Consider the following 12,713-nt stretch of genomic DNA (forward strand, 5'->3'; position numbering starts at 1 on the left):
GCCATTGCCATCACCCACAGGGTGGGAAAGCATTCATGTTCGACGCCCGACCCGCTTGCACTCCAAGTGAAAACACGCCTGAAATCCCGCCACGGACACTGACCATCCACTCCGCTCCTCGTCGCTGCCCGATCGAAGCCGGGCCCGACACGACCCGCACCCGGCCACCGACCCCGACCGTCCACCCGCCTCTCCGTCGCCGCCCGCTCGAACCCCGACTCGACGCGGCCCCACCGGGCCGTCAACCGTCGGGCGGTCGCGGGCCCGAAGTTGATCTACCGATATCAATTCGTGATCGATTGGCAGCGCTTCCACTCTATTCAGCCATTTATCTAATGGTTAGATTTATGGCTGTCTTAACCCCCGGCGCCGACGCCTGTCGGCGTCCTACCGCAGAGAGGCGGAAGACATGAACGGCATGATTCGGCGGCGCGTCCGCGCCGGAATCGCCCTCGCCGCGACCCTGGGGCTGACGGCGGCGACCGCGGCCTGTTTCGGCGGCGACGACGGCGGAGACGGCGACGACACCCTCACGATGGTCGTCTGGGGCGGTGACCTCGACAAGGAGACCTACCAGGCCCGCATCGACCTCCTCGAGGCCGAGCACTCGGACATCCAGATCGACCTCCAGCTCATCCCGTCGGACCAGTACGCGCAGAAGGTCCAGACGATGATCGCCGGCGGCGACGGACCCGACATCATGCAGGTGGCCGAGAACGTCAACTCCTACTCCTCCAAGAGCCAGCTGGTGCCCCTCGACGAGTACGTCGAGTCCTCCGGCATGGACCTCCAGGACCGCTTCGGCCCCGTCGGCGACCTCTACTCCTACGAGGACGAGGTGTACGCGATCCCCGACCGCTCGGGCGCGATGATCACCTACTACAACCAGGACCTGTTCGACGACGCCGGACTGGACTACCCCAGCGCCGAATGGAACTGGGACGACGCCCAGAGCGCCATGGAGCAGCTGTCCGAGCCCGAGGGCCAGTGGGGCTACTCCGGCGCCGGCTGGTGGGCCCAGTGGTGGAGCTTCGTCTACCAGAACGGCGGGCAGATCATCGACGACTCCGGCGACCCGGCCATCAACTCTCCCGAGGTCGTCGAGGCCGCCCAGTGGGCCAACGACCTGGTCCACGAGTACCACTACGCGCCCACCGCGGCCGAGTACGCGGACATGGGCCCCGACATGGGCGGCGACCCCGCGTTCGCCGCGGGCACCGTCGCGATGAACACCACCGGCTTCTGGGCCATCGGCGGCCTGGCCGAGGCCGACTTCAACTGGAACATCGCCCCGCTGTGGGGCGGCGAGCAGCAGGCCGTGACCGCCTTCGGCTCCGGCCTGGCGATCTCGCGCGACAGCGACAACCCCGACAAGGCGTTCGAGGCGATCGACTTCCTCACCGACACCGAGGCCCAAGAGGTCATCATCGACAACGCACAGGACGTGCCCGCCAACATCCACGTCCAGGAGTCCGACGCGTTCCTCAACCCCGAGTGGGCCCCCGAGGGACTCAACATGGAGGCGTTCGCCGAGTCCTCCGAGTTCATCTTCCGGGCGCCGTTCATCCCCGAGTGGAACGAGATGCAGGCGGCCATCAACGACAACCTCGGCACCTTCTGGAACGAGGGCGGCGACGCGCAGGCCGAACTCGACAACGTCCAGTCCCAACTCGAGTCGATCGTCCAGTAGGGCCGAAACGATGTCGTCGAATGTCCTCGGCGACGCCCTCGGTGCGGCGCGCGTGTCGCGCCGCACCGGTCGGCGTCCCTCCAAGATGTCCCGGCGCGGCAGGAAGGAAGCCTTCTACTTCTGGCTGTTCATCTCGCCGTGGCTGATCGGATTCGTCGGGTTCCTGCTCGGCCCCATGCTCGCCTCGATCTACATCTCGCTCACCGAATGGGACTCGTTCACCCCGCCCGAATGGGTCGGGCTGGAGAACTTCAGGCGCGCGCTGTTCGAAGACCCGGTCTTCTGGAAGGCGCTCGGGAACACCTTCTACTACTCGGCGATCTCCGTCCCGCTGGGCCTGGTGATCGGCGTGTGGCTCGCGAACCTGCTCAACAAGCGCGTCCGCAGGCGCAAGCTGTTCCGCACGTTCATCTACCTGCCCACGCTCGTCCCGCTCGTGGCGACGGCGATGGTCTTCAAGATGGTCCTGGCGCCCTCGGGCCCGCTGAACGACCTGCTCGGGTGGTTCGGCATCCCGGGACCGGACTGGCTGCTCGACGCCAACTGGATCAAACCGGGCCTGATCGTGCTCTCCACCTGGGGTGCGGGAGCGGCGACCGTGCTGCTGCTGTCGGCCATGAACGGCATCCCGCGCGAGCTCTACGAGGCCGCCGAGATCGACGGCGCCGGACCCGTGCGCCAGTTCTGGGCCGTCACGTTCCCGCAGATCACGCCGATTATCTTCTTCAACCTGATAATGGGACTCATCCAGGCGTTCCAGATCTTCTCGCAGATCTACATCTTCACCGCGCAGACCGGCTCGATCGGCGGCCCGAACAACGCGAGCCAGTCGATGGTGACCCTGCTGTTCCGCGAGGCGTTCTCCTTCTACCACTTCGGATACGCCTCGGCGGTCGCGTGGCTGCTGTTCCTGGTCATCATGGCGTTCACCCTGATCGCCTTCCGCACGGCCCGGCGCTGGGTCTTCTACGAATCGGAGGTGCGCTGATGGCACTCGCCACGCAGACCCCTCAGGCCGACGCCGATCAGCCGCGCGGCCGCAAGAACGGCGGCGGCGACACTCACGAGCGGCGGCTTTCGGCCTTCAAGGCCACGCCGGCCACCTATGCGGTGCTCATCCTCGTCTCGGCGGTCTTCTTCGTGCCGTTCGTGCTCATGGTGTCGATCTCCCTGGCCAGCGACCAGACCAGCGCGGAGAACGCGTTCACGGTCATCCCCACCGAGTTCACCTGGACGAACTTCACCGACGTCTTCACCGAGACCGGCCTGCCGGTCGGGCGCTTCGTCGTCAACTCGGTCGTCATCGCCGGCCTGTCCGCGGTCGGCCAGGTGCTGTCGTCCTCGCTGGTCGGCTACGCCTTCGCTCGCCTGCGGGCCCCCGGCAAGGGCGTCATGTTCATGATCGTGCTGGCCACGATGATGATCCCCGCCCAGATCACGATGATCCCGCAGTTCCTGCTGTTCAAGGAGCTCGGATGGGTCAACACCTGGCTGCCGCTGATCGTCCCGAACTTCTTCACCAACGCCTTCAACGTGTTCCTGGTGCGGCAGTTCGTCTCCCGCATATCCAGCGAACTCGACGAGGCGGCGCAGATGGACGGCCTGGGCTACTTCGGCGTCTACCGGCGCATCATTCTGCCGATGATGTGGCCGATCCTGACCGCGATCGCGATCTTCACGCTGACCTTCACCTGGGGCGACTTCATGGGCCCGCTCATCTACCTCAACTCCGAGGAGGGCATGCCGCTGGCCCTCGGCCTCCAGTACATGACGAGCACGAGCAACGCCATGCAGCTGCCGCCGTGGAACCTCGTCATGGTCGGCTCGATCGTGCTGACCCTGCCGATGATCGCGGTCTACTACCTCGGACAGAAGTACCTTTACGAAATGAACCTCCAGGGCGGAAGCGCAGGTGTGAAGTGACCGAAATGTCCACGGTGTCCGTCGAGCTCGGACCCTCCGGGATCGTGCTCGACGGACGCGAGGAGGCGCTGCTGTGCGCGTCGCTGTTCTACTTCCGCCTCCCGCGCGAGGTCTGGGTGTCGCGGCTCGCGGCCGTCCGCGCCACCGGCTACCGAGCGATCGACGTCTACCTGCCGTGGAACTTCCACGAGCGGGCGCCGGGCGAGTGGGACTTCGAGGGGCGGCGCGACGTCGGCGCGTTCCTCGACCTCGCCTACGAGGCCGGCCTGGCGGTGATCGCCCGGCCCGGCCCCTACATCTGCTCCGAATGGGACGGCGGCGCCATGCCCGCCTGGCTCGGCCTCGAAGACGGACTCGAACTGCGCCAGGCCGAGCCGCGCTTCCTCGAACACGTCCGAGGCTGGTTCGACCGCGCCATGCCGATCCTGGCCTCGCGCCAATGGGGCCGCGGCGGCGGCGTCATAGCCGTCCAGCTGGAGAACGAGCTGGACTTCTTCGACACCCGCGACCGCCACGCCTACCTCACCGCGCTGCGGGACATGGCGCTCGGGCACGGCATCGACGTGCCGCTGGTCGCGTGCGCCGGGCAGGGCGACCTGAACGGCGCGACCGGCGGCGTCGACGGCGTTGCCCCGGCGTTCAACTTCTACCCCGACGACCGCTCGCCGTTCGTCGAACCCGAGGTCCGCCGCTACGCCGACCTGGTCGCCGAGCGCGGCCTGCCGCTGCTGGTGACCGAGACCAACCGGTACCACACCACCCTGAGGCGCCTCCTGGCCAGCGGGGCGACCCTGCTCGCCCCCTACCTCCAGGCATCGGGCTTCGACCTGGGGTACACGCCCTCGGTCGGCAACTGGGGCGACCCGGGCGGGTTCATGACCCACGACTACGACTTCGGCGGATACCTGTCCCCGGTCGGCGAGGCGCGACCCGAGGCCGCCGAGGCCCGCGTGCTGGCGGCCTTCTCCCGCACGCTCGGCCCGGCCCTGACCCGCGCCGCCGCGACCGCGGCCGACCAGGACGTCACGGACGCGACCGTCCCCACCAGCGCCTCCCCGTCGAAGCTCGCGCTCGAAGGCGGCGGCACCGTCACCGGCGTCCCGAACCTGAGCGACCGGCCGGGAAGAGCGACGATCCGCACCGGCGACGGCCTGCCCGACGCGGTGGTGGAACTGCCGCCGTTCTCGTGCCCGCTGGTCGTCCGCGACCTGCCGCTGGAACGCTTCGGACTGCCCGGCACCCTGCTCCTGGCCTCGGCCGACCTCGTCGGCGCGGGCCCGGACGGGATCGAACTGGCCTCGCGCACGGCCGCCATGGTCGTGCTCGCCGCAGACGACGCCGAACCGACCACCGTCGAACTCGACGCGCCCACCCCGGGCGCGCCGGTCCGCCGGACGGTGCGCTCCGGCCGCGCCCAGTGGGAACTGGTCGTGACCCACCCCGACGACGTGCCCGCGCCTTGGGCCGCGCCCGAGACCGCCGAACCGGGCGAGCCCGAGCCGCTCACCGCGGCACGCCGCCTCGACCTGGAGACCCGCTCGGGCCAGACGGTCGCGCACGACCTCGCCCCGGCCTCCGAGGCCGTCGGCGTCCACCGCGGACGCACCCACTACGCCGCGTCCGTCGACGGCGTGGACGAACTGCTGCTGGAGGGCGCCGGCGACATCGTCGACCTCGCGCTCGACGGCCGCGCGCTGCCGAGCATCGCGCGCTTCGGGGCCACTGTCCGCGTGCCGACCGGCGGGGCGACCGGCCTGGAGGCCACGGTCGAGACCTGGGGGCACTCGAACTTCGACGACGCCCGCCTGCCCGGCCTCGCGCTCGGCTCGCTGCGCGGCCTCGGCCGCGTCTGGTCGGTCGCCCGAAGCGAGGACGTCTCCGCGCTGTGGACGGTCGAAGGCGCCCGGCAGTGGGCGGGCCGCCCGGCGCCGGTGCGCTCGCTCGGCGGCTGGAGCAGCACCCGGATCGGGCGGCCGGTCACCTACCGGCGTGCGCTGCCGATCGACGGCCGCAGCCACCACGCGCTGCACCTGGACGGGCTCGCCGTGCCCTGCGAGGTCGCCGTCGACGGCGAGGCCCGCACCGTGAGCCCGGACGACCCGTGGCTGCACCTGGCCCCCGGCGAAGGCCGGGACGTGGCCGTGACCGTGCCGCACTGGCCCGTCTCCGAAGGCGGAGCGGTGCTGCTCCGCCTCGACCCCGTCCGGGACTGGCGGGTCGAACCGCAGCCTGACGAGGCGATCCTCACACTCTCCGGACGCCGGAGCGGCGGGCGGGACATCGAGCTGCCGTTCGAGCCCGCCCCGGGCGAGGAGGCGTGGCTCGACCTGGCGGTGCCGACCGGGGGCCTCTCCCTGCGGTTCGAGGGCCGGCAGGCGCGCGTCAGCGCCTTCGCCCACGGGGAACTGCTGGGCAGGGTCTGGCTGGAGGACCCGGCTCGCCCGCGGTTCACCGGCGGCGACCCCGGAAGGCTATGGCTGCCGAGCGAGTGGAATTCGGGTACGGTCCGACTGTTGGTCCGCGGGACCACAGGGGACGCGGGCCCGCGCCTGGAGCGCGTGACCGCCGCCGCCTCGCCGGAGTGAGCCCACAGAGCAGGAGTGTCCATGCCCAGGAGAGAGAGGGCCCTCGCCAGGCGCACCTCCCGTGACATCCGCAGCGAGTCCCGGCTCGACGTCCTCCACGCCCTGCTGGCGGCGGGGGAGGCCAGCCGCAGCGACCTCGCCAGGGTCACGGGCTTGAGCACGGCGACGGTCGCCACGGTCATGGGCGACCTGCTCTCCGGCGGCATCGTCTCCGAGGTCAGGACCGAGAGCGGCGGCATCGGCCGGCCGGCGACGACGCTGCGGCTCAACGGGGACCGCGGACGCGTCGTCGGCGTCGACGTGGCCGAGACCTACGTCAGGGCGACCGTGTTCGACGCGGCACTGGCCGAGCTCGGCGCGGCCGAGGTCGCCACGGACGAGCACCGCGGTGGGACCGACTACATCATCGACGCGGTCGTGCGCGCGCTCGAGACCGCGCTGGAGCGGGTCGGCGCCGCGCGCGAGGACGTGCTCGGCGTCGGCGTCTCGCTCCCCGGCGGCATGCAGCGCAGCGCGTCGGTGTCGGTGGTGGTGCCCAATGAGATCTGGCACCACCTCGACCGGCTGCGCGAGCGCATCGGGCTGCCGGTGGTCGTCGACAACCCGCTCAAGGCGATCGCCACGGCCGAGCTGTGGTTCGGCGAGGGGCGTCGGCACTCCAGCATGATCACCGTCAACCTCGGCACCGGCGTCGGCGCCGGGATCGTCCTGGAAGGCAAGGTCCTGCGCGGGGCGCAGAACACCGCGGGGGAGTGGGGCCACAGCCTCCTGGCCCTCGGCGGTCGCCGCTGCCGGTGCGGCAGGCAGGGCTGCGTGGAGGCGTACGTCGGCGTGGCCGGGATCCAGCGGACCCTCGCCGAGATCGACCCCGGCCACCCGCTCGCGGCCGAGCCGATGCAGCGCGAGTTCATCGAGGCCCTGCCCGCCGCGCTCGAGGCGCCGACGCCCGACCGGGCCGTAGCGGAGACGATCGAGCGCACCGCCCGCTACCTCGGGGCCTCGATCGCCGACCTGGTCGCGATCATCAACCCCGAGATGATCACCCTCACCGGATGGACGGCGTGGGCGCTGGGCGACCACCTAGTCCCGGCCGTGCGGCGCTGGGTGCGCGAGGAATCCCCCGGAGACTCCGCGGCCGACCTGGCCATCCAGGTCTCGTCCGTGCGGAAGGGCTCAGTGACCGCCGGCGCCGACACGATGCCGGTGGCGGTCGGCATCGCCACCATCGCACTGGAGCGGTTCCTGAGCGACGTGGGCCTGCTGACCACGAAGGTCCCGACCGCGCTGTGAGACCACCGGCGGTCCGCGGGAGGACACGGGACCGCCGGACGCTCTCGGTCGCTACTCGGCCGAGTCGGGTAGCTGGGTCATGCGGATGTGGTTGCCGAACGGGTCGCGCAGCGCGCAGTCGATCCCGTAGGACTGCTGAGTCGGTTTCTCGGTGAACTCGACGCCGAGCCCGACGAGACGCTCGTACTCGGCCTGGCAGTCGTCGACGGTCAGGATCGCGGCGGCGCCCAGGGAGCCCTTGGTGAGCAGGTCGCGGATCTGCGCTGCGATCTCCTCGCTGTAATGAGGAGGTCCTGGAACCTCCAGCAGGATCTCGCGGTCGGGTTGTCCGGGGACGCGGACGGTCAGCCAGCGCATGGCTCCGAAGTCGACGTCGCTGCCGACCTCGAGGCCGAGCTTGCCGACGTAGAACTCCAGAGCCTCCTCCTGGTCGAGGACGAATACGGTGTGAATGCTGATTCCTTTGAGCATGCGACCAGCCTAAACGCGTGTCGACCGGTGCCGCTTATCCGAAACTGCTCGGTCTGGTCCAGGCTTTGACGAAGCAGACCGGGACGTGGACCGGCATCGCCTCCTCGCGGAAGCGGGTCGGCGTGCGGCCGATGATCGAGGTGAAGGTGCGACTGAAGGTGCCGAGGCTGTCGAAGCCGACGGCGAGGGCGATCTCGGTGACGGAGCGGGTGCCCTCGCGCAGCATGGCGCAGGCGCGCTCGATGCGGCGCCGCTGCAGGTAGCGGTGGGGCGTCTCGCCGAAGGTGTCGCGGAACCGGCGGCTGAAATGGGCCGGGGACATGAGCGCGATCCGCGCCAGCCCCGGGACGTCGAGGGGGAGTGCGAAGTCGCGGTCCATCGCGTCCCGCGCTCGCAGGAGCCGCCGGTTCTGGTCCTCGGTCGGGGTCGGGCGTACGGATTCGGTCATCGCATCGATCATGCCCCGCCGGTCCGACGAGCGCGCGTCATTCGTGGGCGGCGCGGGCGAATATCGGGTAGCCGTAGTGCCTCAGCAGCGGCAGCGCGACCGCGCTGGCCAGCCACCGGTCGACGCGGCTCTGGCCGTCCATCCACTCGCCGTCGGGCCGGACGGTGACCGGTCCGGTCGCCCGCCGGGACGGATTGCCCGCGATCTCGTGTCGCTCGGGCACCCGCACGGTGCGCTCGTCCAGGAACGCCGAGTCGGGCGGCGGCTCGCCGACCAGTGCCGTGACCGCGTCGACCGCCTCGCGAGGCGCGGCGGCGAAGTCCTCGTATCGCAACCTGAGGGCCCGATCCGGTCCTGCGCTGTGCAGCACGGCCTCGGCGCCGAGGTTGAGCAGGTCCCAGCGGAGTGTCGCGTCGACCGTGCCGGGGGTCCGCACCGGGTCGCCGGCGGCGCCGATGTACCGGCGGGTCCGCCAGGAGTACGCGCAGGCCCGGGGGTCGCGGACCAAGTGGACGAAGTACGGGTCAGCGCCCGGCAGGCCCCGCACCGCCATCGCGTACGAGGGCCGCTTGGAGGTGTCGACGATGGTCCGGCAGCCGGTGACCTCGGCGATCGCGGCGTAGACGCGGGCCATGGCGTTCCGGTAGCCGTCGAGCGCCGGCCAGTCGCCTCCCCGCAGCAGCCAGGGCAGGCGGGACTCGCGGACGACCTCGTGCTGCCAGCGGACCACCTGCTCGCGGTCCATGTCCTCCAGCCGGTCGAGCACCCGCGACCAGATCGGGCATTGCCGCACCGGTTCGCCGCACGCGCATGGCGAGTCGTGAGTGAGGACCGGATCCCACAGGACGCGGATCTCGCCGGCCGAGAACCATCCGTCCAGCGCCCCGAGCACCTGCCCGATGAGCGTGCTTCCGCTGCGCCCGCGTCCGAGCACGTAGACCACGCGCATGAGACCTCCCAGGTGGGTCCACGACGGGCCGCGGCGCAGCCCGTTTGCCTTATGTGGGCCGTTTCACACCCCACCATAAGCGGGCGAAGTCGTGAAGTCGAGGGCGCGAACGAGAAACCGCGCCACCAATCGAAGAGACCTACTCGTTATGTGCATGTTATCGCTTCGTGTCCGTTTTTGATCCGGGAGCCGGTGCCGAACGCGCTCGGAAGGATCCGGTCGGGAAGCGGCGCGGGATTTCTTCAGGCGCGATGTCGAATCCGCCGATTCCGCTTCGACGTAGTGGTGAGGGCGCCGTCAAGGGCGCCTCGCCTGAGTCGGCCGACTCTTCCCGGACCCGAAGCGCAACGTGGCCGCGATGGGCGCGTACATGACCTGCTTCATGGGCGGGATGGCGGTCGCGCCGCTGGTCGGCGGGGTGATGATCGAGCACTGGTGGTGGGGCTCGGTGTTCCTGCTCGGAGTCCCGGTGATGGCGGTGGTCCTGATCGCGGCGCCGCGCGTGCTGCCGGAGTACCGCGCCACCTCCGCCGGACGCCCGGACCTGCCGAGCGCGGCCCTGTCGCTGTCCTCGATCCTGCTCACCGTGGGCGCGCTCAAGTTGGCCGTCGGGGAGGGCCTGTCCTGGCGCCCGGTGGCCGCCGCCGCGGTCGGCCTGGCGCTGGGCGCGATCTTCGTCCGCCGCCAGCGCACCCTGGCCGACCCGCTGGTCATGGCCTCCGGTTTCCTGGCGTTCGCGCTGGTCGCACAGGGTGCGGCCGGGCTCGCCGCGATGGTCTGCGGGAGCGTCCTGAGCACCGCCGGCATCGGAGCGGTCGTCCCGTTCCTGATGAACGACGTCATCTCGCGCGCCCCGCAGGAGCGGGCCGGCTCGGCCGCGTCGCTGGTGCAGACCGCCAACGAGATCGGGATCGCGACCGGCATGGTCGTGCTCGGCAGCATCGGCACGGTCGTCTACCGCTCGGCGCTGACCTCCAGCACCGGCGGCGCCACCGGATCCTGGGTCGAGGGCTTCGGCCTGGCCGCCGCCGAGCAGGACCCGGTCCTGCTCGGCCATGTCCAGGACGCCTTCGTCTCGGGGTTCCGCGCGGTCGGCGTCTTCGGTGTCGCGGTGATGGCCGTCGTCCTCGTCCTGCGCCTCGGACGCGGGCGTCGATGAGCGGGAACCGCGAAGGCGGCCATGGCGTCTCAGACGCATGAAGTTGAGAATCACCAGCATCCTCGCCGCCGCCGTCTTCGCCCTGACCGCCTGCGGCCAGGCCGAAGACGGCGGCGGCTCGAGCCAGGACCCGAGCGACGGCTCCGGTGGCGGCTCGAGCCAGGACCCGAGCAACGGCTCCGGCAGCGACGCGCCCCCGACGATGCCCGAAGCGAGTTTCAGCGTCACCGAGACGGACGACGAACTCGAGGTCGTATTCGAGGCGACCGTGGAGATCGAGTCGGACGGTTCCTGGGAGCGCACCGGGGACGGGCCCGACTCGGGTTCGCTCACCGCCGAGCAGGTCGCGCGCATCGACGAACTGTCCCAGGACCCCGACTTCCCGGAGGACCTCGACAACGACTTGATGTGCACGGCAGTGGAGCCGTCCTATGGCTGGGCCCTGACCGTCGGCGAGGACACGGTGACGAACGCCCAGGGCGGCTGCGCGTTCAGCGAACCCGCCGTCGAGATCGTCGACATCATCCAAGAGGCCGCCGACGTGGGCCCGACCCTGTAGCCGAATCCCCGCCTCAGGTCGAGGGCCTGCGGCGGGGGCCGGTCAGGCTTCGGGCCGCCAGGACGGGTCGCGGCCGATGAAGGCCGCGAACCTGTCCTGCGGGGAGGCGTCGTCGGGGACCGGCACGGCCGGGCCGAACTGGCCGCTGTCGCGCAGCATCCGCTCGATCGGCTCCATGGCCGCCAGCGCGGCGCGGCAGCGCTCCTGGCCCAGTTCCGGTTCGCGGCCGAGCGCTTTGGCGAGGTCCCACGAGTGCATCCAGACGTCGGCGGTGTAGAACTCGTCGATCGCCTCGTCCACGGGCTTGTCGCCGGTGTGCGGGTTGTGGAGCACCCGCCCGGCGGGGCCGTCGAGGATGCCCTGGATGTCGGACACATGCCGCCTCCAGGCGGCGGCCGGATCGACCGCGACGTCCAGGGGTTCCAGTTCGATCCGCGCTCCCTTGAGGAAGCCGCGGGACCAGTCGATCAGATGCTTCACCACGTCCAACGCGGTCCACTCCGCGACCGGGCTCGGGCGCGCCCAGTCCTCGACCGCCGCGGCTTCGACCAGCGCGGTGAACCGGGCGGCGTCCCGCGCGTGCCGCTCGGCGGGGCCGTCTTGCGCGGGCATCTACTCGGATTCCTTGGCGAGCAGTTCGTCGAGCTTCTCGTAGCCTTCGCGGACGCCCTCGTCCATGCCGCTGGCCAGGATGCCGTCGCGGGCCTGGAAGTCCTCGACGACGCTGAGCACCCGCAGCCGCGTGCGCCCGCCGTCGAGCGCCTCGAAGGTCAGCGTCTCCAGCGCGACTCCGTCGGGTTCACCCTCGTAGGTGAAGGTCCACACGATCCGCTCGTTCGGCCGCACCTCGTGGAAGCTGCCGAAGAAGGCGGCGACCTCCTCGCCGGCGCGGTCGTTGGCGAAGGCCCACTCGCCGCCGGTGCGGACGTCCCACCGGATGATCCGCGTGGTGATCGAGCGCGGCCCGACCCACTGCGTGTAGAGGTCGGGATCGACGTGGGCGCGGTACACCTGCTCGGGCGCGGCGTCGAACTCCCGGGTGATCTCGATCGTCGGCACCTTCGGGTCGGCCGCGATCGTTGTCTCTTGCCTGGTCATGGTGTGTCCTCCTGGTCGGTCGGCCGCTCATCGTCGCCCTCGGCCATCCGGCTCAGCAGGGCGTCGAGGCGGCGGTAGCGTTCCTCGGCTTCTCGGCGGTAGCGCTCGATCCACGTCGTCATCGAGTCGAGCGCCCCTGCGTTCAGATGGACCGGTCGGCGCTGGGCGTCCCTGCTGCGTGTCACCAGTCCGGCCTCCTCGAGCACCTTCACGTGCTTGGAGATCGCCTGGAGGCTCACGTCATAGGGCTCGGCCAGCTCACCCACGGTCGCGTCCGAAACAGCCAACCGGGCCACCAGGTCCCGCCGAGTCGAATCGGCGAGCGCCCCGAACGCCCGATCGAGCTGATCCGTACTGTCGTCCACTGATCATCCTCAACTAATCGGTTGAATAAGACCCTAGTCCGACCTCTGACCGTTGTCAACCAACCGGTTGAATACGCGCCCCTATGTTTGACGAAGGCAATCCGCCGGTTCTGAACTTCCGATCGATCCGAACCGGGCTATGTCGGGGATCCTTACTTTGTACGGTAGCTTCACGG

At 70.3% G+C, this 12,713-nt stretch carries 12 protein-coding genes and 1 pseudogene; 7 read left to right on the plus strand and 6 right to left on the minus strand.

The features are described 5' to 3' along the window. Nucleotides 1-409 precede the first annotated feature (409 nt). The 5 genes from JFB92_RS21570 (at nucleotide 410) to JFB92_RS21590 (ending at nucleotide 7,488) form a co-directional block, all read left to right on the plus strand. On the plus strand, nucleotides 410-1,690 hold the full coding sequence (locus JFB92_RS21570; protein WP_199043463.1) for an ABC transporter substrate-binding protein: 1,281 nt from the start codon (nucleotides 410-412) through the stop codon (nucleotides 1,688-1,690). Nucleotides 1,691-1,775: 85 nt separating this feature from the next. Beyond that, nucleotides 1,776-2,678, plus strand: a complete 903-nt coding sequence (locus JFB92_RS21575; RefSeq protein ID WP_372451676.1) for a carbohydrate ABC transporter permease — start codon at nucleotides 1,776-1,778, stop codon at nucleotides 2,676-2,678. Further along, the gene (locus JFB92_RS21580; protein ID WP_199043467.1) at nucleotides 2,678-3,613 is read left to right on the plus strand and encodes a carbohydrate ABC transporter permease; all 936 of its coding nucleotides are present in this window, start codon (nucleotides 2,678-2,680) and stop codon (nucleotides 3,611-3,613) included. Before JFB92_RS21575 ends, JFB92_RS21580 begins: the two co-directional genes overlap by 1 nt. A gap of 5 nt (nucleotides 3,614-3,618) precedes the next feature. After that, entirely contained in the window at nucleotides 3,619-6,198 is a 2,580-nt protein-coding gene (locus tag JFB92_RS21585) for a beta-galactosidase (RefSeq protein ID WP_199043469.1), read from the plus strand. A gap of 21 nt (nucleotides 6,199-6,219) precedes the next feature. After that, nucleotides 6,220-7,488 (plus strand): ROK family transcriptional regulator, encoded by a 1,269-nt coding sequence (locus tag JFB92_RS21590; protein ID WP_199043471.1) that lies wholly within the window; start codon nucleotides 6,220-6,222, stop codon nucleotides 7,486-7,488. A 51-nt stretch (nucleotides 7,489-7,539) separates the two neighbouring features. Here the strand turns inward: JFB92_RS21590 and JFB92_RS21595 are convergent, their stop codons facing one another. Genes JFB92_RS21595 through JFB92_RS21605 form a run of 3 tightly spaced genes read right to left on the minus strand, consistent with a single transcriptional unit; the run spans nucleotide 7,540 to nucleotide 9,356 of the window. After that, on the minus strand, nucleotides 7,540-7,959 hold the full coding sequence (locus tag JFB92_RS21595) for a VOC family protein (RefSeq protein WP_199043473.1): 420 nt from the start codon (nucleotides 7,957-7,959) through the stop codon (nucleotides 7,540-7,542). Nucleotides 7,960-7,993: 34 nt separating this feature from the next. Then, on the minus strand, nucleotides 7,994-8,407 hold the full coding sequence (locus JFB92_RS21600) for a helix-turn-helix domain-containing protein (protein ID WP_199043475.1): 414 nt from the start codon (nucleotides 8,405-8,407) through the stop codon (nucleotides 7,994-7,996). 37 nt (nucleotides 8,408-8,444) lie between these two features. After that, nucleotides 8,445-9,356, minus strand: coding sequence for a sulfotransferase (locus tag JFB92_RS21605; protein WP_199043477.1), 912 nt, complete (start codon nucleotides 9,354-9,356; stop codon nucleotides 8,445-8,447). Between the two features lie 331 nt (nucleotides 9,357-9,687). Between JFB92_RS21605 and JFB92_RS21610 the strand changes: the two are divergent. Together JFB92_RS21610 and JFB92_RS21615 are read left to right on the plus strand one after the other, a co-directional pair. Beyond that, nucleotides 9,688-10,515 (plus strand): annotated as a pseudogene (locus tag JFB92_RS21610) (MFS transporter); the annotation flags it as partial. A gap of 37 nt (nucleotides 10,516-10,552) precedes the next feature. Beyond that, complete coding sequence (locus JFB92_RS21615) at nucleotides 10,553-11,074, plus strand: hypothetical protein (RefSeq protein WP_199043481.1); 522 nt, start codon at nucleotides 10,553-10,555, stop codon at nucleotides 11,072-11,074. A gap of 42 nt (nucleotides 11,075-11,116) precedes the next feature. Here JFB92_RS21615 and JFB92_RS21620 read toward each other — a convergent pair whose 3' ends face one another. The 3 genes from JFB92_RS21620 to JFB92_RS21630 are packed head-to-tail and all read right to left on the minus strand — an operon-like array spanning nucleotide 11,117 to nucleotide 12,537. Beyond that, a complete protein-coding gene (locus JFB92_RS21620) occupies nucleotides 11,117-11,686 on the minus strand; it encodes a maleylpyruvate isomerase family mycothiol-dependent enzyme (RefSeq protein WP_199043483.1) in 570 nt (189 codons plus the stop codon). Beyond that, nucleotides 11,687-12,172: an SRPBCC family protein gene (locus tag JFB92_RS21625; RefSeq protein ID WP_199043485.1), complete on the minus strand. Its 486-nt coding sequence runs from the start codon at nucleotides 12,170-12,172 to the stop codon at nucleotides 11,687-11,689. It abuts the gene before it with no gap. Continuing rightward, complete coding sequence (locus tag JFB92_RS21630) at nucleotides 12,169-12,537, minus strand: ArsR/SmtB family transcription factor (protein ID WP_199043493.1); 369 nt, start codon at nucleotides 12,535-12,537, stop codon at nucleotides 12,169-12,171. Before JFB92_RS21630 ends, JFB92_RS21625 begins: the two co-directional genes overlap by 4 nt. Nucleotides 12,538-12,713: the final 176 nt, after the last annotated feature.

Origin of the sequence: Glycomyces salinus (assembly GCF_016428645.1) — a bacterium.
GTDB lineage: Bacteria > Actinomycetota > Actinomycetes > Mycobacteriales > Micromonosporaceae > Glycomyces > Glycomyces salinus.

Bases quoted from the DNA above. Each gene is read 5' to 3' on its own strand.
- JFB92_RS21570 (WP_199043463.1), top strand. From the start codon at position 410: ATGAACGGCATGATTCGGCGGCGCGTCCGCGCCGGAATCGCCCTCGCC.
- JFB92_RS21615 (WP_199043481.1), top strand. From the start codon at position 10,553: ATGAAGTTGAGAATCACCAGCATCCTCGCCGCCGCCGTCTTCGCCCTG.
- JFB92_RS21590 (WP_199043471.1), top strand. From the start codon at position 6,220: ATGCCCAGGAGAGAGAGGGCCCTCGCCAGGCGCACCTCCCGTGACATC.
- JFB92_RS21595 (WP_199043473.1), bottom strand. From the start codon at position 7,959: ATGCTCAAAGGAATCAGCATTCACACCGTATTCGTCCTCGACCAGGAG.
- JFB92_RS21580 (WP_199043467.1), top strand. From the start codon at position 2,678: ATGGCACTCGCCACGCAGACCCCTCAGGCCGACGCCGATCAGCCGCGC.
- JFB92_RS21600 (WP_199043475.1), bottom strand. From the start codon at position 8,407: ATGACCGAATCCGTACGCCCGACCCCGACCGAGGACCAGAACCGGCGG.
- JFB92_RS21575 (WP_372451676.1), top strand. From the start codon at position 1,776: ATGTCCCGGCGCGGCAGGAAGGAAGCCTTCTACTTCTGGCTGTTCATC.
- JFB92_RS21605 (WP_199043477.1), bottom strand. From the start codon at position 9,356: ATGCGCGTGGTCTACGTGCTCGGACGCGGGCGCAGCGGAAGCACGCTC.
- JFB92_RS21585 (WP_199043469.1), top strand. From the start codon at position 3,619: ATGTCCACGGTGTCCGTCGAGCTCGGACCCTCCGGGATCGTGCTCGAC.
- JFB92_RS21620 (WP_199043483.1), bottom strand. From the start codon at position 11,686: ATGCCCGCGCAAGACGGCCCCGCCGAGCGGCACGCGCGGGACGCCGCC.
- JFB92_RS21625 (WP_199043485.1), bottom strand. From the start codon at position 12,172: ATGACCAGGCAAGAGACAACGATCGCGGCCGACCCGAAGGTGCCGACG.